Here is a 22,512-nt window from a genome sequence, read left to right as displayed (position 1 = left end):
ATGGCTAAATCAAAACTGATTTAGTCTTTTTTATTGTTCTAGAAAAGAGGATTCGCACGATTTATGTTGAAATAGTGAGAGAAGGAAAGGTAAGGGAGCGACATAAATTGTGATCAAAACGGAAACAGACCCTCTTTTAATAAAGAAGTTGCAACAAAAAAACATGGATTCAATCATCGATTGGTTTGAACAAAGAAAAACAAGCTTGTACAAGCTTGCCTCTGTATATATAAGAAAAACGGAAGACATCCAAGAGATTTTTTACAATGTGATGGAAAAGGTGCAGGCGGAAATACATAAGAAAAAAAAGAAGGCTCCCTTTGAAAATTGGGTTACTTCCCTATTTATTCAAGAATGTAAGCATAGAAATACGCTAGTATCAGTTGAGGGTGTCCTAGAGATGCTTGATGAAATTAACAAAGATGCTCTCGCTTTAACATATGTTCTTGGCCTTACCCATAATCAGGCAGCCGACATTCTAGAAATTCCTGTCGAAACAGTAAAAGCACATTTACATAAAGGTATCCAGATTTTGAGTGGAGAAGAAGAAGGCCATTATCAAGAAAAATACATTGATTATCTAAGCCGAACTTTAGACCGTCCTTCTAAAATAGAATTTGAAATTCATTTACACAGCTGTGAAAGCTGTCAAAACAGTCTAGCAGCGTTCCAAGCTACAATTCATTCACTAATCGATGAGGCTGATGCGATTGAAGTTCCTGCACAGTTTTTTGATGAGGTGAAGACAAGATTAATTGAAATTGAAGAATTTAAAAGGAAGAAGAAACAGAAACGATCCAAAATAAGTATTGGAATTGCATCTTCACTCATTCTACTACTCTTAATAGGTTATGTGACCAATGGATTTGCTTATATGTATTACTCATGGCTTGACTTGCGTGATGAAGAGGATGAGCAACTATTAGCTTATTTAAAAAGTGGTTTAGCGGAGCCACTTAATCTTGTTCAAGAAAACAATGGAATTAAGGTTACGATAAAAAGCGCCATCGCCGATGATTTTCAAACGTTAATTTATTATGAAGTTGAAAATCTTGAAAATAGTGAACAATATGGAATTAATTTTTGGAATGGTGTATTCGTAGAAGAGGAAATGCAAACTTTCGATCAACAGGCCATTCCCATCAACCCTTTACCGGTTCAACCTCTCGAAAGTGAAGGAAATGTTTTTAAGGGGATACTAAGTTTTTTACCCGTTTCATCCGAAACAAAAACGATAAAACTTAATTTATCAAAACTGCAAAAGATGGAAAAGGATGCTGAAAACTTTGAATGGATGGATGTCTATGGAGAAGGTTCGTTTTTCCCAGGTGAATGGAATTTTGAGATACCTGTTAAAAAACAAGAATCGTTCAAACATGTAGTCCATAAAAAATTCACAGTAGATGGGTTTCCTATCGAGATAGAGAAGTTAATTATAGCTCCAACGATAACGCTTCTTCAATACCGGTTTGAGCAAGCTACAGGTGATAAACATATTAATGAACTGTTTTTTGAAGGAATCCAAACAAAGAAAAAGAAGGCAAAACCAGCGATGTTTGGATGGAGTGTTCCAATTCAAGGTGGGGATGGGCAATACAACACTTTTCAATCCCCTTTTGATTCGCTTTATTTTGAGAAGCCAAAGGAAGTTAGTCTTCAATTAAGTTCATTGTACTATACGGAGAATGATTACTATAAAGTAGAAATAGATATGAACAAACCATTTCCACAAACCTTTGATTATCAAGGAAGTAATATTTCAATTAATAAAGTTGAACTTGGTGAGCCTACAAAAATCGAACTAACAGCTGAAATGAATGAAGGTAGAAGTTTTGAATCACTTCGGTTTGATGTACTAGGAAGAAATAACGATTTACCTATGTCTATCGGGATGATGGATAGTGATGGTGTATTTGTTGATCGAAATGGAAAAATATACAACCGTGATGAGTATGTCCAAAATGCGTATATGTATAGGGGAGAGCATCCACGTCATTATCAAACGGAAGTGTTACTTGAAGTCTATGGTGGTAGTTCTACTGAAGACTATATTCCTGGATGGTTGCAAATTCAAGGTTATTGGGGAACTACTTATCTAGATGATAAGGTCAATATTAAATTGAAATAGAAAAGCTCAGGATATCCTGAGCTTTTTACATCTTATCTTTTCGATATTGCAGGTATTCTTTTTTAGCAGAAGGATTTTCTTCAAAAAAGTCAATTAGGGTTGATAAGCATAGAGAAGTTTCCTTGCTTATATAATGCTCAAGTTTTTCAACTTCCTCATATATATTGTGGTCCTGGACGCCGATCATTTTCAAAAAGTCTTCAAGCATCTCGTGTTTTTCGACTAGTTTTTTTGCGACTGTGGATCCTTTTTCGGTAAGCACAAAGCCTCTGTATCTCTCGTAAATCCCATAGCCTTCCTCGTCCAATTTTTGCATCATCTTTGTTACGGAGGAAGGGAGAACATTTAATGAAGAAGCAATATCCACGCTTCGAGCGTAGCCTTTTTGCTGAATCGATAAATAAATTTTTTCTAAATAATCTTCCATACTCGGTGTCGGAATCGTCATTACCGCCTTTCAAAAAACTCTCTACTTATATTATATAATGAAATGCGGATAATTTTCTATCTAATCTTCCAAATGAAGTCGGATATCATCAGTAAGAAAGCCGATTGACGTTTCTAAATCAATAACATCTATAGATACAACTTCTTTTTCAGACAAATCGATTTGATCAATTGAAAAAGTAACAGAACCACTCTTGTCATCTGTAATTTCATAATATTCATAGTCTGCTAGATTTAACCGATATGCAACATTCTCCTTTTTTTCGATATCAAAAGTCAAACTGTCATCTGTAACTAAAGACAACTTAGGAGTTTTTAATTTTCGGTCATCATCGATCTTTATTCCTGTTTCTCCTTCTATAAATTGTTGCAATTCTTGATTCCCCAAGACATTCGTAAGTTGCTGATTTTCATGTTCTGTTCGCATATAAAACGCTTCATTCGAATAGACATCATCTCGATCTACTTCATTAATTGCCCCATATAATAAGACATAATCATCTGCAAAAATCTCCTGCGGATACCATTCATGTGCTGATACGGAGTAATTTAAAAATGAATTCCAATGAATAGGTATATCATCTAACCCTCTTAACTTCGCCCATTTTGAAAATGGAAAATGGTGCGAAGGAAAATAATAATAAGCAAAATGATGACCGTACTCATGTGACAACGTATCTCGATATTCTCGAGCATTTGTATGTTCATTTCCATTATAAAGGGTAATGGTGCTTATAAATGGATGATAGATTCCTGTAATCCTATTATTTGAAGGTGATGGACCATCCATGACCCGAACTTCTTGTAACAGGGTAATTTCCTCACCATGTTTATTTTTTATTAGTTCCTGATAAAGCTCTTCTAATTGTTGCTCATTCCAGTTTTCTGAATAGCTTAGAAAAAGAATTCCTTTTGGTGACTCGTATTTAGCATAATATGAAGAATTATACGTGATAGGGTCTAAGCTTAGTAGAATTGGAAGGCTACATAATACGAATAGCAATGCAATAATCTTTTTCCTCAAAAACCTCACTCCCCAATACCTAGTTTATCATTCTTATAACACCTGAATCTCTGTTTTATTTTGCCAGATTGGCTTCGTCGTTTATAATGGATTAGGAAAGTTTTTGAAACTATGAATAATAGGCTGGTGAAATAAATGAATCGTGTTGTTATTGTTACAGGAGCGGCAAATGGAATTGGCAGAGGAATAGCGAATCGTTACGCACATAATGGAGATAAAGTGATCTTAGCAGATATTGATGTAGAAGCAGGAACAAAACAAACCCTTGAACTTCAGGAACAAGGTAAGGAAGCTTTTTTTATAAAAACAGATGTAAGAATTGAACAGGATATCAAAAATTTAATAAACCAAACCTATCAAACCTATGGTAAAATTGATATTTTAATAAACAATGCCGGCAAAGGCTTATTCAAATCACCATTCGATGTTACGGTTGAAGAATGGGATGACGTGATTCAAACGAATTTACGAAGTGTGTTCTTATGTTCGAGAGAAGCTGCAAGATATATGAAGCAATCTGGTGGCTCAATCGTTAATATTGCGTCAACAAGGGCCATGATGTCTGAAGCACATTCAGAAGGATATGCAGCTACGAAGGGTGGAATCGTTGCGATTACTCACGCACTTGCTGCTTCATTTTCGGAATATCAAATAACAGTAAATGCAATCTCACCAGGTTGGATTGAAACAGGTAATTATGAGGAACTTCGTAAAGAAGACCATGACCAACACTTTTCTAAGCGGGTCGGTACTCCAACTGACATTGCAAATGCATGCCTGTATTTAACCGATTCTAAAAATAATTTTGTAACAGGGATTAATCTCGTTGTAGATGGAGGTATGACGAGAAAAATGATATATGAGGAGTAACAAAGAGAGGAAGCTTTATAGATTATGAAACTTGTATCTTGGAATGTGAATGGATTACGTGCTTGTGTAAAAAAAGGGTTTTTAGATTATTTTCATGAAATGGACGCTGATATTTTTTGCGTGCAGGAAACAAAGCTTCAGGAAGGTCAAATTGAACTAGACCTTGAAGGCTACCACCAATATTGGAATTATGCGCTTAAGAAGGGCTATTCAGGAACAGCTGTTTTCTCAAAAATAAAGCCACTTTCCGTTTCATATGGCGTTGGAGATGAAAACGAAGAATCAGAAGGGCGAATTCTTACATTAGAATTTGAAGATTTTTATTTAATCAATGTCTATACACCAAATTCGCAAAGGGATCTAGCAAGACTTAACTTCCGTCTTGATTGGGAAGACCGAATGCTTGAATATCTCACTCGATTAAATGAGAGCAAACCGATTATTCTGTGTGGCGATTTAAATGTCGCTCATTCCGAATCAGATTTAAAAAATGCAAAAGCAAATCGAGGAAATTCTGGATTCACTGATGAAGAGCGTGGAAAAATGACCAATCTACTCAATTCTGGATTCATTGATTCCTTCCGATATTTCTATCCAGACATGACCGATCAATATACATGGTGGAGTTACATGCGGAATGTCCGTGAAAAAAATATTGGATGGAGAATCGACTATTTTATCGTATCTGAGAAATTTAAAGATCGACTAAAAGATTCTCATATTCACTCACACATCATGGGGAGTGACCACTGTCCGGTTGTTCTGGAAATTCATTGATTGGAAAAAATTTAAAGGAATACTTTAAAGAAGGACAAACATAGATTACAATAAGAATGCTATCGAAAGATTGGTAATAGCATCTTTTTGGAGGTAAAAATGGATAATTGGATAACAGATTTTATGGATCAATTTGGGTATGTTGGAATTTTTCTATTAATTGCACTAGAAAACATCTTCCCACCCATTCCATCTGAGGTTATTTTGACTGCAGGTGGATTTATGACCACTATTACGAAATTAACCGTAACGGGGGTTATCATTGCTGCAACACTGGGATCAGTTGTAGGTGCGATTATACTATACGGAATTGGCCGCTTACTTGATGTCGAGCGATTAGAGAAAATTGTTGACCGCTATGGTCGTATATTACGTGTAACAAAAGAGGATATCCATAAAGCAGATGCTTGGTTCGATAAATATGGATACTGGACAGTATTTTTCTGTCGCATGATTCCATTAATCAGAAGCTTGATTTCCATTCCAGCAGGGATGTCCAATATGAACTTTTGGATGTTCATTTTCTTTACAACACTTGGAACATTAATTTGGAATGTAATACTCGTTATGCTTGGTGCCGCATTTGGTGAATCATGGGATACAATTGTTCATTACATGGATATCTACTCCAATATCACCTATGCATTAATTGCATTAGCAGGAATTGGGTTTCTTGTTATATTTTTCACCAAGAGAAGATCAAAAACAAGATAATTAGAAATGCTTCGGGCGCACGTCAATCGGCGCCTGAAATAGACATTTTAAAAAAGGAGTACTTTACGTCTAATGGATATAATTGAATTAATTAAAGCGATTATTTTAGGACTGGTTGAAGGGTTAACAGAATTTGCGCCAGTTTCCTCAACAGGTCACATGATTATCGTCGATGATATGTGGCTAAAAACAGAGGAGTTTCTTGGAAAGTATCCAGCAAACACATTTAAAGTTGTGATCCAACTCGGCTCTATATTAGCTGTAGTTGTTGTATTTAAAGATCGGTTTATTGATTTACTTGGACTAAATCGAAAAAATAAAATTGTTCCAGTTGGAGCTAAACACTTACGTTTAACACATATTATTGTAGGATTAATTCCTGCAGGTATCCTTGGAGTATTATTTGAAGATACAATTGATGAATATTTGTTCACAACTGAAACTGTATTAATTGGACTAGTAATTGGTGCAATCCTAATGATTGTCGCAGACCGATATAGTGCTAAACATCCAAATACGCAAACTGTGGATCAAATTACGTATAAGCAAGCATTAACAGTTGGTCTCATTCAATGTTTATCACTATGGCCAGGATTCTCACGTTCAGGTGCAACCATTTCCGGTGGTGTACTTGTAGGACTTAGCCATAGAGCAGCTGCTGATTTCACATTCATCATGGCTGTTCCAATCATGGCAGGAGCAAGTGGAATTTCACTTCTAAAAAACATAGAGTATTTTTCAGTGGACGCACTTCCAGTGTTTATTGCAGGATTTATTAGTGCATTCGTGTTTGCTCTCATTTCAATTCGCTTCTTCCTACGCCTCATTGATAAAATCAAGCTATTACCATTTGCGATTTACCGCATTGTACTAGCAGCTATTATTTACTTTGTATTCTTATAAGTTGTAAAGCATCTCAAGTGTGGGATGCTTTTTTTTATGCAAAATAAATCACATTTCGTTCTTCATATTACCTGTATTTTTGTATAAAATATGGTAAAGATTCCATACTTGTACAATAGAAAAAGAAAAAGGGAGGAAAACCATTATTCGAACTAAAAAAATGTTACTATTTGCTGTACTTTTACTTTCCATAACCATTATGCCTTCCATCCACCCACAACAAGAAAAAGCAATTGCTAACGTAAACCAAAATCAAGTCCTTGGACAACTTAATCAACTGGTTCTAAATGAACCTAACCTCCAAGGTGCCATTGCTGGAATTAGTATTAGGTCAGCAAAAAGTGGAGAAATCTTATATCAACATGCTGGAGATGTTAGACTTCGACCAGCATCCAATTTAAAACTGATTACAGCAGCAACAGCGTTATCGGCTCTTGGTGAAGATTACCAGTTTTCAACTGAAGTTCTCACAGATGGGAAGCTTGTTGGGAACAAATTATCAGGAAATCTCTATTTGAAAGGAAAAGGAGATCCAACCTTACTCCAGCAAGATTTAGATTTACTCGCCAAAAAAATCAAGAAATCTGGAGTAGATGTGATTTTTGGAAATATAATAGCGGATGATTCTTGGTATGATGATGAGCGTTATTCAATCGATTTAACGTGGAGCGATGAGACCTATTATTATGGTTCAGCCGTTTCAGGTTTAACAGCCTCTCCCAATAAAGATTATGATTCAGGTACTTTAATTGTCGAGGTGGCACCTGGAAAGAAAGCGGGAAACAAAGCTGAAATTTCAGTACAACCTATGAACAATTATGTCAAAATCATCAATAACACAAAAACGGTTCAAAAAGAAGAGAAAAAAGACATCGATATCAATCGCGAGCATGGCGAGAATGTGATTACGATTGAAGGGACAATACCTGTTAATGCGAAATCGGTTCAAGAATGGATGACGGTGTGGGAACCTACAGGTTATACATTAGATTTGTTTAAGAATGCATTAGCGAAGAACGGAATCCATGTCATTGGAACAGATGGGATTGCAAAAACTCCCAAAAATGCAGAACTACTTGCAACCGATAAATCCATTCCATTAAAAGAACTCCTCATTCCTTTTATGAAGTTAAGTAATAATGGACATGGTGAAACACTTGTAAAGGAAATGGGCCGTATTCGTAATGGAGAAGGGAGTTGGGATAAAGGGATTGCTGTTGTAAAAGATGAGCTTCGAAAAATCGGAGTGGATCCAAGCAGTATGGTCATTAGGGACGGTTCAGGAATTTCACATGTTAACCTAGTGTCTGCCAACGACATCTCAAAACTACTCTTTACCGCTCAAAAACAAACCTGGTTTCCTGTATTCTTACAATCATTACCTGTAGCAGGTAATAGCGAGCGACTAGTAGGTGGTTCATTGCGTTATAGAATGAAAAATCCTGAAATGGCAGGAAAGGTAAAAGCGAAGACTGGAACAATTCGGACAGTGAGTTCATTATCTGGATTTATTAAGACGAAGAGTGGGGAAGACCTTATCTTTTCGATTCTTTTAAACAACTTAATGAACGATGCCCACGGAAAACCAATTGAGGATAAAATCGTTACATTATTATACAACTATTAAAGCAGGCCACTGAGGCCTGCTTTAATAGTTAGTTTATTCAGCTTTTCCAGCTTCGATTTCGATTGAAATTTTAATTTGGTCCCCAACTAGAACGCCACCTGTTTCAAGTGCAGCATTCCACACTAAACCATAATCGCTACGATTGATCTTTCCTGTTGCACTGAAACCAACTTTTTCATTGCCCCATGGATCTTTACCTGCACCTTCAAATACAACTTGGAACGTTTCAGTTTTAGTAGTACCATGAATTGTTAAATCACCAGTTACATTGTATTCATCATCATCTGTTTTTACGATAGAATTAGATTTGAAAGTCATTGCTGGATGGTTTTCTACATCAAAGAAATCAGCAGAACGAAGGTGGTTGTCACGATCTCCATTCTTTGTATTTACACTCGCAAGATCAACTTTGAATTCAATATTTGCAGATGTTAAATCAGCAGGATCTGCTTCAATTGTAGCTTCAAAGTTCTCAAAAGAACCTTTTACCTTTGCAATCATCATATGTTTTACTGAAAAATCAATACTACTGTGTGATGCGTCTACTGCCCATTTTGTGTTTGCCATTTTAAAATCCCCCAAAAAGTTATTTTAGAATCATTTATCTTAAATTCAAGATATATTACTTTAAGATAAATTATAATATCCTTTTAACTCCCTGTCAATCAAAAATGAATACATTTTTTTCAAAAAAAGCTATTACTTTTATATAAAGCATAATGCTAATAAAAGAAGGGGAATTTAATAAAATAAATATATGTGTTTTCCAATGCTTGGAGGTACTAAAAATGCTTGCTAAGATTTTAATCCTTGTCGTTTTGATCTTAATAAATTCATTTTTTGCTGCATCTGAAATGGCAATGGTCTCATTAAATGATAATAAAGTAAAAATGATGGCTGACAGTGGAGATAAGAAAGCGATTTTGTTACATAGACTTCTATCAAACCCAAGTGGATTTTTAGCAACAATCCAAATAGGTATTACATTAGCAGGTTTTTTAGCGAGTGCCTTCGCCGCTGGAAGCTTTGCAACATATTTAACAAATTGGTTAATTGACATGGAAGTTCCTATTGCACCAGCTCTTCTCGATACAATCTCAGTTGTAGTAATAACACTCATACTTTCATACTTTACACTAGTTATAGGGGAACTGGTTCCGAAAAGGCTGGCGTTACAAAAAGCAGAAGAAATCTCACTGATTGCTGCTCGACCTTTAACCCTTTTATCCAAGGTTACGCTTCCTTTTGTTAGGCTTTTAACTGTATCAACTAATGGTCTTGTACGGTTATTCGGTGTAGATCCCAATGCTGAGGATGAAAATGTAACAGAAGAAGAAATTCGAATGATGGTCGATGTTGGTAAAGAAAGAGGGACCATACAAGAATCAGAAAAAATTATGATCAACAATATTTTTGAGTTTGATAATAAAACAGTTTCGGACATTATGACACACCGGACGAATATTGTTGGAATTCCCCTCGATTACACACTAAAAGAAATTATTCATCTTGTTACTACAGAAAAATACACACGTTTTCCTGTTTATGATGATAGTATTGATCAGATTGTTGGGATACTACATTCCAAAGAATTAATAAAGTTTGTAGATGACTGTGATGATGTCTCATTTAACTTAAAAGATCTGCTAAGGGATCCTTATTTTGTATTGGAATCGAAGCACACGAATGAATTATTTAAGGAATTACAAAAAAATAATATCCATATGGCCATAGTGATCGATGAATATGGTGGAACAGATGGAATTGTTACAATTGAGGATTTAATTGAAGAAATCGTTGGTAATATATTTGATGAATATGATGAATATACAATTGAGGATGAAGAATATATTCAGTTAGATGATAGGACATACTCCATGGTGGGAACGATTAATTTATATGAGGTGGAAGATATTCTAAAGATTAACCTTCCAATAGATGAATACGATACATTAAGCGGTTTTGTAATAGGACAATTGGGATATATACCTTCTGGAGATGCATTTCCAGAGATTGAGTACGAAAATCATACTTTTAAGGTTGTTGAAATGGATGAGAAACGCATCATGAGAATAAAGGTGATTAACAATCTTGCTCCAGTACAAGTGCTAGAAAATAAGGACGAAGAAAAAGAGTAAGAAAAAGGTGTTCCAATTAAAATCGGAACACCTTTTTTATATGATACCTAAACTATCTAAAAATACAATGATAATTACAATTGGAACGACATAGCGAATTAAAAAGAACCAAACCTGTACTATGATAATCGGAAATTTGCTGCCCATTTGCAATTCTTTATAGAGTGCTTCTCGTGGAAATATAAATGATACAAAAATAGATATAAAGAAAGCCCCAACAGGTAAAAGAATATTACTAACGAGAAAATCAGCAAGATCAAAAATGGATCTACCAAATAAACTAACATCACTTAATACCCCGAAAGAAAGGGCAGAAGGAACACCAAGTAAAAAGATTACTAGTCCTGCGATCCATGCAATATTTTTTCGATTTTGTTCGTTCTTTTTTGTTAAGATCGCTACAATTAATTCAAGCATCGAAAAAGCAGACGTAAGAGTTGCAAATAAAAACAAAAGCAGGAATGCTAATAGAAATACGATGCCAAAAGGCATTTTTCCAAAAACGGTTGGTAACACATTAAATAAAAGAACGGGCCCAGCATCAGGCTTTAAGCCAAATGCAAATACGGCCGGAAAAATGGCTAACCCTGCCAAGAGTGTAACAAGAATATTTAACACCACAATTGAGAATGCCGACTGTACCATATTTTCCTTCTTCGAAAGATAGGAGCTATAAGTTAACATTGTACAGGCACCAACACTAAGAGCAAAAAAGGATTGACCTAGTGCAAAAAGAATGGTCTCAGAAGTTAGTGTTGAAAGAGAAGGCTTTAAAATAAACAGGATTCCTTCAAGGGAACCTTCAAGCGTGATTGAACGAAAAATAATAACGATGAAAAGAATAAAAAGTGCAGGCATCATCCATTTACTCGCCTTCTCAATACCAGCTTGGACTCCTTTTGCAACTACAATAATGGTAATTAACATAAATAATAGTTGTGCGAGCACAACAAGGAATGGATTTGCAATGGTTTCTCCAAAATATGCTCCGTACTCTGACTCCGTCAAACCATTTAAATTACCAATACTACCACTTACTAAATAAATTAATATCCAGCCACCAACAACACTATAAAAAGAAAGTAAAACCGCATTTGTAAAAAAACCTAATCGACCAACGAGATGCCAATTCGTTCGTGGTGCTAATTCTTTGAAAGATTGAATCGCGTTTTTTTGGGTCGTTCGCCCAATTACAAATTCAGCTAATAAAAGTGGTAAACCGATTAGCAAAGTAAATATAAGAAAAATAATGAAAAATATTCCGCCACCGCTTGTACCTGCTACATAAGGGAATTTCCAAATCGCCCCTAATCCGATAGCAGATCCTGCTGCCGCTAAAATAAAACTTATTTTTGATGACCATTGTGCAGATTGCTTCAAATAAATACCTCCATCGCAACTCATATTACTCTATTTTTTGTTAAGTGAAATAAAATAAAACGTATTATCATACGAAAACAAAAAATCTTTTTACGCTGTTCGAGAAAAATTATAAGCTGAAAGTGTAAAATCTTCAGAAAATAATTGACGGAAAGCGTCTAGAATGATAATATTACGATTAACTAATGGCATGCATTAACGCTTTTTCGCTTTTATGTGATAAAGTGAAAGTGCGTGAATATTATTATTCTAGTAAAGTAATAGATTACTAGAAAATCAAAAAAGAGTAAAGAGATTTTGGGGGGATATGCATGAAAGGTTCAACAAAAATGTTAGGAGTGGTATTAGCTGGCTTCCTTGCTTTAGCAGGATGTGGAAGTGATGCTACTGAAAACACTTCAAAGGATGCTGGTGGCAGCAGTGAAAAAAATCAAGTTGTAGTTGGTATTACACAATATGCACCACATACTTCTTTAGATGCTGCAACAGAAGGTTTCAAAAAAGCGTTAGAAGATGAAGGATTTAAGGAAGGCGAAAATTTAAAGTTTGATTTCCAAAATGCGCAAGGTGAGCAAAGTAACACAGCAACAATTGCACAAAACCTTGTTGGTAGCAAAGTGGACTTAATTTTTGCAAACGCAACACCTAGTGCAATGGCTGCACTCAATGCAACAAGTGAAATTCCTATTATCTTCACTTCAGTAACAGACCCAGTTGGTGCAGGATTAGTAGAAGCATTCGATAAGCCTGGCGATAATATTACGGGTACAACTGATAACCATCCAGATGCTACTAAAACAACAATTAACTTCATCACAGGTGAAATGGGAGCGAAGAAGATTGGAGTCATCTACAACTCTGGAGAACAAAACTCTGTTGTACAGGTTGAGCAAGTAAAGGAATATGCTGAACAAGATGGTGCGGAATTAGTAGAAGTCTCTGTGTCTACAACTGCTGAGGTTAATCAAGCTGCTCAAAGCTTAGTTGACCGTGTTGATGCAATTTATATTCCAACTGATAACACTGCAGTTCAAGCTTTAGATTCAATCATTGCAGTAGCAAATGAAAAGGATATTCCATTGTTCGTTGGTGAGCTTGATTCAATGAAAGCCGGTGGATTTGCAGCTAGTGGATTTGAATACTACGATATTGGATACCAATCTGGACTTATGGCTGCAAAGATTCTAAAAGGTGAAAAGAAAGCATCTGAAATTCCAGTTGAACTTCCAAATAGCCTACAGCTTATCATAAATAAAAAAGCAGCAGAAGAGCAAGGAATCGAAATAAAACCTGAATGGGAAGAATTGGCTGACATCTACGAAGGTGAATAAACAATGATGTTCAAAAAGTCCGGTGAAAATGACACATCGAATTTCTTCGTTGGCTTGTTTTTGCGTTCCTCACGTATCAACTACATACGTTCCGGTACTCAAAACTTCACCGCCTCGAACTTCTTGGTCCTTTTCATCCTCATTTTTGAACAGTACTTAAAGAAAGGATGATTCAACATGTTTACAGCATTATTTGGGGCATTTGAATCAGGAATCATCTATGCAATCATGGCAATTGGTGTTTACCTGTCCTTCCGTATATTAGATTTTCCCGACTTGACGGTTGACGGCAGCTTCGTTACAGGAGCTGCTGTTTCCGCCATTTTGATAACAAATGGAGTAAATCCTTTTATCGCAACATTATTAGCACTTGTTGCTGGATTTATTGCAGGGAGTATCACCGGATTACTACACACGGTAGGAAAAATTAATGCATTACTAGCTGGTATTTTAATGATGATCGCCCTTTATTCAATCAATCTACGAATTATGGGTAAATCAAATGTTTCGTTATTAAATATTGATACAACTTTTACAAACGTATCTGATATATCTGCTTCATTAGGAATCGATTCATTGTTTAATTCTATTTTAACAGCAATCGGTTTAGGAGATAGCTTTCCAAAAACATGGGGTATCTTATTGTTTATGATTGTTGTTACATTCTTAATTAAGTTTTTAATTGACCTTTTCCTACGAACAGAAATCGGTCTTGCAGTAAGAGCAACAGGGGATAATAAAAAAATGATTTCCAGCTTTTCTGCTAATACAAACTTGATGACGATTCTTGGATTAGGTCTATCAAATGCGCTTGTAGCATTTTCAGGATCACTAATTGCACAACAAGGCGGATTTGCCGATGTTGGAATGGGTATTGGGATGATCGTTATTGGTTTAGCTTCCGTCATAATTGGAGAAGCCCTTTTTGGTGCCAAAACGATTGCACGAGCAACACTTGCGGTAATCGGTGGTGCGATTATTTATCGTATCGTTGTTTCACTAGCATTACGTGTTGAGTTCCTACAGCCTGGAGATATGAAATTGATTACTGCCATCATCGTAATCATTGCACTTGTCCTACCAAAAATTCTAGAAGGAACAAAAGAGAAGAGCAGACGAGCAAAACGACAACAACTTGTACGAATGAAGAATGTACCTTCAGAAAGCGAGGGTGAAACAAGTGCTACACTTAAATCAAATTCATAAAATCTTTAATGAAGGTACACCAGACGAAAAGATTGCTCTTGATTGGACCAATCTACAGTTAAAAGAAGGCGATTTTGTAACTGTAATTGGTAGCAATGGTGCTGGTAAATCAACGTTAATGAATGTAATATCGGGTGTGCTCATTCCGGATGCAGGCTCTGTTGACATTGCTGGTAAAGATGTTACATTCTTACCAGAACATAAACGGGCTAAGCTCATTGGACGTGTATTCCAGGATCCAATGGCAGGTACAGCACCAAATATGACCATTGAAGAAAATCTCGCGATGGCGTATTCACGAAATAAAACTCGGACCTTACGAAAAGGAGTAACAAAAAAGCGCAAGGACTACTTTAGAGAAGTGCTCCAATCTCTTAACTTAGGGTTAGAAAACCGTTTATCTGCAAAAGTGGGATTGTTATCAGGAGGGGAACGGCAGGCATTATCGCTATTGATGGCCACCTTCACTGAACCGAAAATATTGTTACTCGATGAACATACAGCAGCACTCGATCCAGCTCGTGCTAAGTTAATCACAAACTTAACCAAAGAAATCGTCGAAAAATACAATTTAACAACATTAATGGTCACACATAATATGCAACAAGCTCTAGATTTAGGGAATCGTTTGATCATGATGGATAAGGGACAAATCATTTTAGAGGTTAATGAACAAGAAAAAGAGAGTTTAACGATTGAGCAATTACTAAATGAGTTCCAACGAATCAGAGGCGCGAAAATGACAAATGATCGTGCATTGCTTTCATAACGAACATAAAAGCCCGCGAAGGAGCATCAATCTTTCGCGGGTTTTTGCATGAACTTAAAAGATTGGGAGAGTGTTTTGAAAAATTAGTACTACTACTTTTGTCGATTTTTGAATATATCGATTTTTTAGATAATAGTATTGACGACGCTTACAACTAGCCCTTAACATATAAATGAGCATTAAGGTTGATTACCACTAATAAAAAATTGTATTGGAGGGAGTAGCTTGAGTGCAATATGGTTAGCAGTGTTTGGTACCGTTGTTTTTATTTTAGGTTATCGGTATTATTCAAAATTTGTTGCTGAGAAGATTTATCGCCTTGATCCAAATTTTGTTACACCTGCTCATGAGTTTAATGATGGGGTCGACTTTGTACCAACTAAGAAACATGTTTTATGGGGGCATCATTTTACTTCCGTTGCAGGTGCAGCACCAATAGTAGGACCTGCCATAGCTGTTTATTGGGGCTGGGGACCTGCGTTGTTATGGGTAGTATTAGGTACGGTTTTTGCTGCAGGCGTTCATGATTTTGGTACACTTGTCCTCTCTGTCAGAAACAAAGGGCAATCTGTAGGTACACTTGCAGATAAATTAATCGGTAAAAAAGCAAAGCTCTTATTTTTATTTATCATTCTGATTTTGGTGTTGATGGTTAACGCTGTTTTTGCTTGGGTTATTTCAAATCTATTTATTAAATTTCCGGCAAGTGTCATTCCCGTTTTTATTGAAATACCGCTTGCAATTTGGATTGGATACGCTGTCTACAGAAAAAAAGGAAGCATGTTACTTCCATCCATTGTGGCACTAATTATCATGTATGGTTCAGCCATTCTTACAAGTAAGATACCCGCATTACAAATAGATCTTGTAAGCTATTTTGGTGGAGCAGAGGCAACGACCCTATTTGGTCTAAGCGGAGTTTCTATGGCTTTCTTTGTTTGGATTGTCATCCTCATGGTATATTGCTATTTTGCATCCACACTACCTGTATGGAAATTACTTCAGCCGAGAGACTATATCAACTCTCACCAACTCGTAATCGGATTAGCTATCATGTATTTGGGTCTTGTATTTTTAAATCCAGAAGTAACTGCACCTATGTTGAATTCAGAGGCTACAGATAAATCATGGTTACCACTCATGTTTATTACCATCGCCTGTGGTGCAATCTCTGGTTTCCACGGACTTGTGTCGTCAGGTACATCATCAAAACAATTAAACAAAGAGACTGACGCTCGCTTTGTAGGATATTTCGGGGCTGTAGGGGAAGGATTCCTAGCCTTAATTTCAATCATTGCCTGTGTCACATTGTTTGCAAATGCTGGAGACTTTAAAGCAGCATACAGTAGTTTTGCAACAGCGAATTCTGGCGGACTAGGAAACTTCATTTCCGGTGGCGCACAATTATCTACTGGTATTGGCATACCTACTGATATTGCAGCCACCATTATTGCGATAATTGTTGTTAGCTTTGCTGCAACTACGTTAGACTCGTCAGTTCGACTAATGAGATATATTATTGCAGAGCTAGGTTCTGAATATAAAGTTCCAGCACTTCAAAAAGCCCATGTTGCTACAACAGTTGCCGTTGTTACAAGTGCAGCATTAGTTCTTTTACCAAAGGGGCCAAACGGGTTTGGTTCTGGCGGATATGTATTATGGCCTTTGTTCGGAACCTCTAACCAATTATTAGCGGCAATAAGTTTAATGTTAATTTCCGTGTGGTTAAAACGATTAGGTCGAAACTATCTTGTTACCCTGATCCCAATGCTTTTCCTTCTTGTTATGACCGTCTGGGCAATGGTCCAACAGGTTATATTTGACTGGGCAGGTGTAGGGGGGACAGATGCAAATTTACTGTTATTTATTCTAGGAAGCATCATTTTAATTTTTGCCGTTTGGATCGTGCTAATTGCCTTTAAAGAATTAAGTAAAAAGGATTCACCACAAAATTTTGATTCAAACATGTAAATACCCGTTTGGAAAAGGAACCCTTCATGTAGTGGGCTTCCTTTTTCACTTTATGTAAAGAAGGTGAAAGAATGAAGGGAATAGAAGCATTAAAGAGGATGCTCCAATTATATGATGAGATACTCTCTGTAAATCATCGGACAGAAATTGCACGGGAATTAAGAGACGAGGATGACCTTTTCTTACTTCTATGTTTATCTGAAACTCTTGGACTCCCAAACCCAGCTTTTTACTATACATTAGAGCTTTATCCTTATATGCTTGAAAAATTTCATGACTGGCACTTGCGAATGGGGATGGAAAAATCTCCGCTTACAGGAATTCGCTGCTGTTAAATGGAGGGAACAACATGATTGGAGATAGAAATATTGTATTTGTTGGTGGAAAAGGAGGGGTAGGAAAGTCGACGAGTGCTGCAGCATTAGCGATTTTACATGCCCAACAGGGCCTTAAAACGTTACTTGTATCAACTGATCCTGCACATAATGTAGGAGATATTTTTCATAAAGCATTGAAAAACCAAGCAATTGAGGTATATCCAGGCATGGAGGCAATTGAAATTGATCCAGAAATTGAATCAAGAAAGTATATTCTAACTGTAAAAGAAAACATCCAGGGTGTAGTTAGTTCACATATGCAAGATGAGGTTAATCGGCAAATTGATGCTGCTAGTTCCTCCCCAGGCGCAGAAGAAGCGGCTCTATTTGATCGTATCGTTTCTATCATTCTTGATGAAGGAAGACACTATGATACTATAATTTTTGATACGGCACCTACTGGACACACCATTCGGTTACTTACTCTTCCTGAATTAATGAGTGTTTGGATTGATGGAATGCTTGAAAGAAGAAAAAAGAGAAATGATACCTATACACAGTTGTTAAATGACGGGGAACCAATAGATGATCCAATTTATAAAGTATTGCAGAGAAGGAAAGAACGCTTTAGTGCTGTGAGGGAACTCATTTTAAATAAAGACATGACCGGATATATTTTCGTCCTTAACCCAGAAAGACTGCCAATCATTGAAACAGCAAATGCTTTAAGATTACTCGATAGGCATGATATAGGAGTCGATACGCTGTTTATTAATAAATTCTTAGCAGAAAATATTGATGGAGATTTTCTGAAAAAGCGCAAAAGTAATGAACAAGAATATATATCGAAGATTGAAAAAGAATTTCCAACTCAACAAAAAGTTTATATCCCGTTATTTGAAACGGATATAAACTCAGTTAAGTTGTTAGAGGATTTTGCAGAACATATCAAAACAAAAATCGTTAGGAAATCAACGAATAAATAAAAAAACGGCCGCTTAAATAACGAAGCGGTCGTTTTTTATGCTGTAGATTGACTCCCACGAAGTTGATTTTTCTCTTTTTCCATTTCCATTGCAGACACGATATAAGCAAATCCATTTAACATAAAGATGACAACATTTGATTGTACTCGTTCTGTTTCCCCTAAATACGTATTCATCAAGATAGTACCGGAGTATAATATGACAAAGAATAATGCGATTTTATTTAGTAGTGTCATTCAACAACAACTCCTTTTCCAATGTCTAGCTCCAGGTGCCATCGGCTCGAGGTCACAAGCCAATCGGTTCTGAAGGCAACAGACGCCTTCTGTCAGCGCTTTTCTTGTGCTTGTCGCCGATAGACGGTCACCTTGCGCTTTTTTGGGATGTATTATTATTCTATTTGTTTACAGGAAGTCCTATGTGTCAAAATGTGTACGGTTCGTAAAAATACAAGGAATAAGTGGCAAATTTTTCACCATTAAGGATAGAATGTGTATAATAGGTACGGACTTAATTCATTTTGAAGGGTGGCAGATTTATATGAATATTACTGGATATACAGTTGAAAAATTAAAGGATCCTACTGGGATACTAGAGGGCGATCGTTACGAGTTCTTTTTGGACATTGAAGTACCAGAGGATGACGATTTATATTCAGAAAATGGAATTGAATTAAAAGTGATTTATGCGGTTGACACAAATAGTGAGCGAATTGCCCAATATCATATTTATGAAAAAAGCACTCAAAAAGTACTTGATTTTGAACTTGAAGAAGAGGAAGAAACAATTGTAAAAGAATTTTGTAAAACATATTTAGGGGAAGAAAATGAATAAAAATGTCCAAAATTGTTTAATCTCTGCGAATCTTTGTGTAAAATGAGAGAGTACATCATACATATTAAGCAATAAGGAGTAATGTATAAATGGAAAAAGTACTTGTATTTGGTCATAAGAACCCAGACACTGATACAATTTGTTCAGCGATCGCATATGCAGAATTAAAAAACAAACTTGGTTTGGATGCTGAGCCAGTTCGCTTAGGTGAAATAAACAGTGAGACTCAATATGCATTGGATTATTTTAAAGCAGAAGCACCACGTTTAGTAGAAAATGTAGCAAATGAAGTTCAATCCGTTATTTTAGTTGATCACAATGAACGTCAACAAAGTGCCGACGGACTTGAGAATGTAAAAATAAAAGAAGTAATCGACCATCACCGTGTAGCAAATTTTGAAACAAGCGATCCATTATATTTCCGCGTTGAGCCTGTTGGTTGTACAGCTACAATCCTTAATAAGCTATACAAGGAAAATAATGTTGAGATTACAAAAGAAATTGCTGGTTTAATGCTCTCTGCAATCATCTCGGATTCACTCCTATTTAAATCACCAACTTGTACAGATGAAGATGTAAAAGCTGCGCGTGAATTAGCTGAGATTGCAGGTGTTGATGCTGATAGCTACGGTCTTGAAATGTTAAAGGCTGGTGCTAATGTGAGTGACAAAACGGCAGAACAATTAGTTTCTCTAGATTCTAAAGAGTTCTCAATGAATGGTAACAAAGTTCAAATTGCACAGGTTAATGTTGTGGACCCTCAAGACGTTCTTACAAGACAGAGTGAGCTAGAAGAAGTAATGAATCAACAAGTTAATGATAACGGACTTGATTTATTCTTACTCGTGATTACAGACATTCTAAACAATGATTCTGTAGGGCTTGCAGTGGGTGCAAAAACAGAAGCAGTTGAAAAAGCATTTAATGTTACACTTGATAACAAAACAGCAGAATTAAAAGGTGTTGTTTCTCGTAAGAAACAAGTTGTTCCAGTTCTTACAGAGAGTTTCAATAACCTATAAAATCTAAAAGCCCTATAGAGGTTAGTGCCTCTTAGGGCTTTATTTTTTAATAATCATCCGCAATTAATTGTCTATCTAAATACGTTTCAATCATTTCACTTATCTGATATGAGACCTGAGGTAGATCATAGTTTTCATATACATGCTCGCAAGCAGACTTATAGTCCATTGTTTCATTATAATGCTTCATATGGCGCTCAATGTCCTCTGGACTATCCCCACGTTTCATCTGACGTTCTAGTACAGTATCTCGATCAGCATACACAAAGATTCGAACTGCTTTATCTCCATACATTTGCTTCAAAACATCCGCACCTTCAGCGTTTAACGTTAAATAAACTACCTTATTCTTCTTAAAAATATTTACAATATCAATTTCACGTATTCCATAAAAGTGTCCATCAATTTCGACACTCTCAAGAAATTCTTTTTGCTGCATCATTTGGCGAAATGTTTCTTTACTTACAAAGTGGTAATCTTCTCCGTTGTTTTCAAAAGGGCGGGGGCTTCGAGTTGTGAATGAGGGAACGGTCTGCATATCAAATGCTGTTGCAACCATCTTTCCTAATGTCTTTCTGCCAGAACCATCTGGGCCAGTATAAATGAAAATCCTCTCTTTGTCTTTTAATCTGTACATAGGTTTCCTCCTTCTATAAGAAACTTTTAGAATGAATATTAGTTTAAATATTCTGTTTTTTAAGTATAGCATAAAAATTGCATTTTAGCCCATATTAGAATGTTAATTTTTTGTGTATTTTAAATTTTTGGACATGGTATATGACATTTATCATGTATTTCACATGACACCTATGTCTAGTGCAAACCTTTTTTCTTTTGTAACATTGGAAATGTAGAAAACTGTTGGCGATTTGTCAGCAATTTCCTCATTAAATTTAAAAATCTGATTAAAATATGAAATGAGAATTTAGAAAGGATAGGATTAAATGAACAAATTAGATCAAAGAAGCTTGCGTAAACAAGTGGCACCATTTGAAAAATCAAACCTTAAGGCAAGTGTATTACAGCTTTGCAATACCTTAATTCCTTATCTTGGATTATGGGTACTTGCCTATTATTCATTAAACATTTCTTATCTATTGACACTTGTGATTGGCGTAGTTGCAGCGGGGTTTCTTGTCCGATTATTTATCATTTTCCATGACTGTTGTCATCACTCCTTCTTTAAAAACCGAACGGCAAATAAAATCGTTGGTACAATTACTGGGATATTAACATTATTTCCTTATAGCAAATGGGGGCATGATCATTCTGTCCACCATGCAACAAGCTCAAATCTTGATAAGCGTGGTACCGGAGACATTTGGGTTATGACGGTTGAAGAGTATTTAGAAGCATCAGCATGGAAGCGTCTGTCCTACAGAGTTTACCGAAATCCATTTGTGATGTTTATTTTAGGACCTATCTTTGTATTCCTAATTGAAAACCGTTTTAACAGAAGAAAAGCGAAAAAGAAGGAACGTTGGAACACGTATATTACAAATTTAGGCATCGTCTCACTCGCTGTAATAGTAAGTCTAACAATTGGTTGGCAGGCATTTTTAATCGTTCAGGGAACCATTTTTATGGTTTCAGGGATTGCTGGTGTTTGGTTATTTTATGTACAGCATACATTTGAGGATTCCTATTTTGAAGAAGATGAGAATTGGGAATATGTAAAAGCTGCAGTTGAAGGAAGCTCATTTTATAAGCTACCAAAGCCATTACAGTGGATAACAGGAAATATCGGGTATCACCATGTGCATCATTTAAGCCCACGAGTACCGAATTACAAGCTAGAAGAGGTTCACAATCAAACTGAACCACTTCAAAAGGTCCCAACCATCACATTAAAAACTAGTCTAAAATCACTTAAATTCCGTTTGTGGGATGAAGATGAAAAAGTGTTTGTTGGCTATGGTAAAATTAAAGAAATGGTTGCAGAACAAAAAGAGATTAAAAAAATCCCCAGCTTAGAAAAATAAGCTGGGTTTTCCTATTAACTTTGTTCAGCAAGTATGCTACTTCATTATGCTGTAGTATGATTTATTAAAATCTAAACAATTCAGTG

General features: G+C 36.0%; 22 protein-coding genes. 16 read left to right on the top strand and 6 right to left on the bottom strand.

Features of this window, described 5'->3' with window-relative positions:
- Positions 1-109: 109 nt before the first annotated feature.
- Positions 110-2,128: a DUF4179 domain-containing protein gene (locus tag ACFSFW_RS05815; protein ID WP_304214186.1), complete on the top strand. Its 2,019-nt coding sequence runs from the start codon at positions 110-112 to the stop codon at positions 2,126-2,128.
- A gap of 25 nt (positions 2,129-2,153) precedes the next feature.
- Here ACFSFW_RS05815 and mntR read toward each other — a convergent pair whose 3' ends face one another.
- Both mntR and ACFSFW_RS05805 read right to left on the bottom strand, forming a co-directional pair.
- Positions 2,154-2,570: a transcriptional regulator MntR gene (gene mntR, locus ACFSFW_RS05810; RefSeq protein ID WP_099353213.1), complete on the bottom strand. Its 417-nt coding sequence runs from the start codon at positions 2,568-2,570 to the stop codon at positions 2,154-2,156.
- A gap of 66 nt (positions 2,571-2,636) precedes the next feature.
- Complete coding sequence (locus ACFSFW_RS05805; protein ID WP_388035976.1) at positions 2,637-3,599, bottom strand: hypothetical protein; 963 nt, start codon at positions 3,597-3,599, stop codon at positions 2,637-2,639.
- A 135-nt stretch (positions 3,600-3,734) separates the two neighbouring features.
- On the opposite strand from ACFSFW_RS05805, the gene ACFSFW_RS05800 reads away from it, so the two are divergent.
- The 5 genes from ACFSFW_RS05800 to dacB all read left to right on the top strand — a co-directional run bounded on the left by ACFSFW_RS05800 (position 3,735) and on the right by dacB (position 8,490).
- Complete coding sequence (locus ACFSFW_RS05800; protein WP_304214183.1) at positions 3,735-4,469, top strand: glucose 1-dehydrogenase; 735 nt, start codon at positions 3,735-3,737, stop codon at positions 4,467-4,469.
- A 24-nt stretch (positions 4,470-4,493) separates the two neighbouring features.
- Positions 4,494-5,246 carry an exodeoxyribonuclease III gene (locus ACFSFW_RS05795; protein ID WP_304214181.1) on the top strand — a complete coding sequence of 251 codons (753 nt, stop codon included), beginning with the start codon at positions 4,494-4,496 and terminating at the stop codon, positions 5,244-5,246.
- Positions 5,247-5,345: 99 nt separating this feature from the next.
- Complete coding sequence (locus tag ACFSFW_RS05790; RefSeq protein ID WP_304214179.1) at positions 5,346-5,960, top strand: DedA family protein; 615 nt, start codon at positions 5,346-5,348, stop codon at positions 5,958-5,960.
- A gap of 72 nt (positions 5,961-6,032) precedes the next feature.
- Entirely contained in the window at positions 6,033-6,863 is an 831-nt protein-coding gene (locus tag ACFSFW_RS05785) for an undecaprenyl-diphosphate phosphatase (RefSeq protein ID WP_099363364.1), read from the top strand.
- A gap of 160 nt (positions 6,864-7,023) precedes the next feature.
- Complete coding sequence (gene dacB / locus ACFSFW_RS05780; protein WP_388035971.1) at positions 7,024-8,490, top strand: D-alanyl-D-alanine carboxypeptidase/D-alanyl-D-alanine endopeptidase; 1,467 nt, start codon at positions 7,024-7,026, stop codon at positions 8,488-8,490.
- Positions 8,491-8,523: 33 nt separating this feature from the next.
- Here the strand turns inward: dacB and ACFSFW_RS05775 are convergent, their stop codons facing one another.
- On the bottom strand, positions 8,524-9,057 hold the full coding sequence (locus tag ACFSFW_RS05775) for a YceI family protein (RefSeq protein ID WP_388035968.1): 534 nt from the start codon (positions 9,055-9,057) through the stop codon (positions 8,524-8,526).
- Positions 9,058-9,278: 221 nt separating this feature from the next.
- Here ACFSFW_RS05775 and ACFSFW_RS05770 point away from each other — a divergent pair, with 221 nt between their 5' ends.
- Complete coding sequence (locus ACFSFW_RS05770; RefSeq protein WP_388035965.1) at positions 9,279-10,628, top strand: hemolysin family protein; 1,350 nt, start codon at positions 9,279-9,281, stop codon at positions 10,626-10,628.
- 36 nt (positions 10,629-10,664) lie between these two features.
- Here the strand turns inward: ACFSFW_RS05770 and ACFSFW_RS05765 are convergent, their stop codons facing one another.
- Positions 10,665-12,008, bottom strand: a complete 1,344-nt coding sequence (locus ACFSFW_RS05765) for a sodium-dependent transporter (protein ID WP_388035962.1) — start codon at positions 12,006-12,008, stop codon at positions 10,665-10,667.
- A 311-nt stretch (positions 12,009-12,319) separates the two neighbouring features.
- Between ACFSFW_RS05765 and ACFSFW_RS05760 the strand changes: the two genes are divergently transcribed.
- From ACFSFW_RS05760 to ACFSFW_RS05735, 6 genes are all read left to right on the top strand, one after another.
- On the top strand, positions 12,320-13,339 hold the full coding sequence (locus tag ACFSFW_RS05760) for an ABC transporter substrate-binding protein (RefSeq protein WP_388035959.1): 1,020 nt from the start codon (positions 12,320-12,322) through the stop codon (positions 13,337-13,339).
- A 177-nt stretch (positions 13,340-13,516) separates the two neighbouring features.
- Positions 13,517-14,545 (top strand): ABC transporter permease, encoded by a 1,029-nt coding sequence (locus tag ACFSFW_RS05755; RefSeq protein WP_304214166.1) that lies wholly within the window; start codon positions 13,517-13,519, stop codon positions 14,543-14,545.
- Complete coding sequence (locus tag ACFSFW_RS05750) at positions 14,520-15,314, top strand: ABC transporter ATP-binding protein (RefSeq protein WP_388035956.1); 795 nt, start codon at positions 14,520-14,522, stop codon at positions 15,312-15,314. The genes ACFSFW_RS05755 and ACFSFW_RS05750 overlap by 26 nt, the downstream gene beginning before the upstream one ends.
- 225 nt (positions 15,315-15,539) lie before the next feature.
- Positions 15,540-17,285 (top strand): carbon starvation CstA family protein, encoded by a 1,746-nt coding sequence (locus tag ACFSFW_RS05745; RefSeq protein WP_304214164.1) that lies wholly within the window; start codon positions 15,540-15,542, stop codon positions 17,283-17,285.
- A 71-nt stretch (positions 17,286-17,356) separates the two neighbouring features.
- Positions 17,357-17,620, top strand: coding sequence for a cory-CC-star protein (locus ACFSFW_RS05740; protein ID WP_099352965.1), 264 nt, complete (start codon positions 17,357-17,359; stop codon positions 17,618-17,620).
- Positions 17,621-17,634: 14 nt separating this feature from the next.
- Positions 17,635-18,588: an ArsA family ATPase gene (locus ACFSFW_RS05735; protein ID WP_388035952.1), complete on the top strand. Its 954-nt coding sequence runs from the start codon at positions 17,635-17,637 to the stop codon at positions 18,586-18,588.
- Between the two features lie 35 nt (positions 18,589-18,623).
- Here the strand turns inward: ACFSFW_RS05735 and ACFSFW_RS05730 are convergent, their stop codons facing one another.
- A complete protein-coding gene (locus ACFSFW_RS05730) occupies positions 18,624-18,824 on the bottom strand; it encodes a hypothetical protein (protein ID WP_388035949.1) in 201 nt (66 codons plus the stop codon).
- 304 nt (positions 18,825-19,128) lie between these two features.
- On the opposite strand from ACFSFW_RS05730, the gene ACFSFW_RS05725 reads away from it, so the two are divergent.
- Together ACFSFW_RS05725 and ACFSFW_RS05720 are read left to right on the top strand one after the other, a co-directional pair.
- Positions 19,129-19,422, top strand: a complete 294-nt coding sequence (locus ACFSFW_RS05725) for a DUF6509 family protein (protein ID WP_388035947.1) — start codon at positions 19,129-19,131, stop codon at positions 19,420-19,422.
- An 89-nt stretch (positions 19,423-19,511) separates the two neighbouring features.
- Entirely contained in the window at positions 19,512-20,444 is a 933-nt protein-coding gene (locus ACFSFW_RS05720) for a manganese-dependent inorganic pyrophosphatase (protein WP_388035944.1), read from the top strand.
- 46 nt (positions 20,445-20,490) lie between these two features.
- On the opposite strand, the gene ACFSFW_RS05715 is transcribed toward ACFSFW_RS05720, so the two are convergent.
- Positions 20,491-21,081: a guanylate kinase gene (locus tag ACFSFW_RS05715; protein WP_388035942.1), complete on the bottom strand. Its 591-nt coding sequence runs from the start codon at positions 21,079-21,081 to the stop codon at positions 20,491-20,493.
- 307 nt (positions 21,082-21,388) lie between these two features.
- On the opposite strand from ACFSFW_RS05715, the gene desA reads away from it, so the two are divergent.
- A complete protein-coding gene (gene desA, locus ACFSFW_RS05710) occupies positions 21,389-22,426 on the top strand; it encodes a Delta(5) desaturase DesA (protein ID WP_388035939.1) in 1,038 nt (345 codons plus the stop codon).
- Positions 22,427-22,512: the final 86 nt, after the last annotated feature.

The organism is Ferdinandcohnia salidurans (assembly GCF_042680725.1).
GTDB lineage: Bacteria > Bacillota > Bacilli > Bacillales > Bacillaceae_L > Ferdinandcohnia > Ferdinandcohnia salidurans.
Note: the sequence above shows the minus strand (reverse complement) of the source record. Positions and strands in the feature narration are given on the sequence as shown.

What these genes read in the sequence shown, in the direction of transcription:
- ACFSFW_RS05800 (WP_304214183.1), top strand. Translation starts at nt 3,735, where the DNA reads ATGAATCGTGTTGTTATTGTTACAGGAGCGGCAAATGGAATTGGCAGA.
- ACFSFW_RS05795 (WP_304214181.1), top strand. Translation starts at nt 4,494, where the DNA reads ATGAAACTTGTATCTTGGAATGTGAATGGATTACGTGCTTGTGTAAAA.
- ACFSFW_RS05790 (WP_304214179.1), top strand. Translation starts at nt 5,346, where the DNA reads ATGGATAATTGGATAACAGATTTTATGGATCAATTTGGGTATGTTGGA.
- ACFSFW_RS05785 (WP_099363364.1), top strand. Translation starts at nt 6,033, where the DNA reads ATGGATATAATTGAATTAATTAAAGCGATTATTTTAGGACTGGTTGAA.
- dacB (WP_388035971.1), top strand. Translation starts at nt 7,024, where the DNA reads ATGTTACTATTTGCTGTACTTTTACTTTCCATAACCATTATGCCTTCC.
- ACFSFW_RS05775 (WP_388035968.1), bottom strand. Translation starts at nt 9,057, where the DNA reads ATGGCAAACACAAAATGGGCAGTAGACGCATCACACAGTAGTATTGAT.
- ACFSFW_RS05770 (WP_388035965.1), top strand. Translation starts at nt 9,279, where the DNA reads ATGCTTGCTAAGATTTTAATCCTTGTCGTTTTGATCTTAATAAATTCA.
- ACFSFW_RS05760 (WP_388035959.1), top strand. Translation starts at nt 12,320, where the DNA reads ATGAAAGGTTCAACAAAAATGTTAGGAGTGGTATTAGCTGGCTTCCTT.
- ACFSFW_RS05755 (WP_304214166.1), top strand. Translation starts at nt 13,517, where the DNA reads ATGTTTACAGCATTATTTGGGGCATTTGAATCAGGAATCATCTATGCA.
- ACFSFW_RS05740 (WP_099352965.1), top strand. Translation starts at nt 17,357, where the DNA reads ATGAAGGGAATAGAAGCATTAAAGAGGATGCTCCAATTATATGATGAG.
- ACFSFW_RS05735 (WP_388035952.1), top strand. Translation starts at nt 17,635, where the DNA reads ATGATTGGAGATAGAAATATTGTATTTGTTGGTGGAAAAGGAGGGGTA.
- ACFSFW_RS05730 (WP_388035949.1), bottom strand. Translation starts at nt 18,824, where the DNA reads ATGACACTACTAAATAAAATCGCATTATTCTTTGTCATATTATACTCC.
- ACFSFW_RS05725 (WP_388035947.1), top strand. Translation starts at nt 19,129, where the DNA reads ATGAATATTACTGGATATACAGTTGAAAAATTAAAGGATCCTACTGGG.
- ACFSFW_RS05720 (WP_388035944.1), top strand. Translation starts at nt 19,512, where the DNA reads ATGGAAAAAGTACTTGTATTTGGTCATAAGAACCCAGACACTGATACA.
- ACFSFW_RS05715 (WP_388035942.1), bottom strand. Translation starts at nt 21,081, where the DNA reads ATGTACAGATTAAAAGACAAAGAGAGGATTTTCATTTATACTGGCCCA.
- desA (WP_388035939.1), top strand. Translation starts at nt 21,389, where the DNA reads ATGAACAAATTAGATCAAAGAAGCTTGCGTAAACAAGTGGCACCATTT.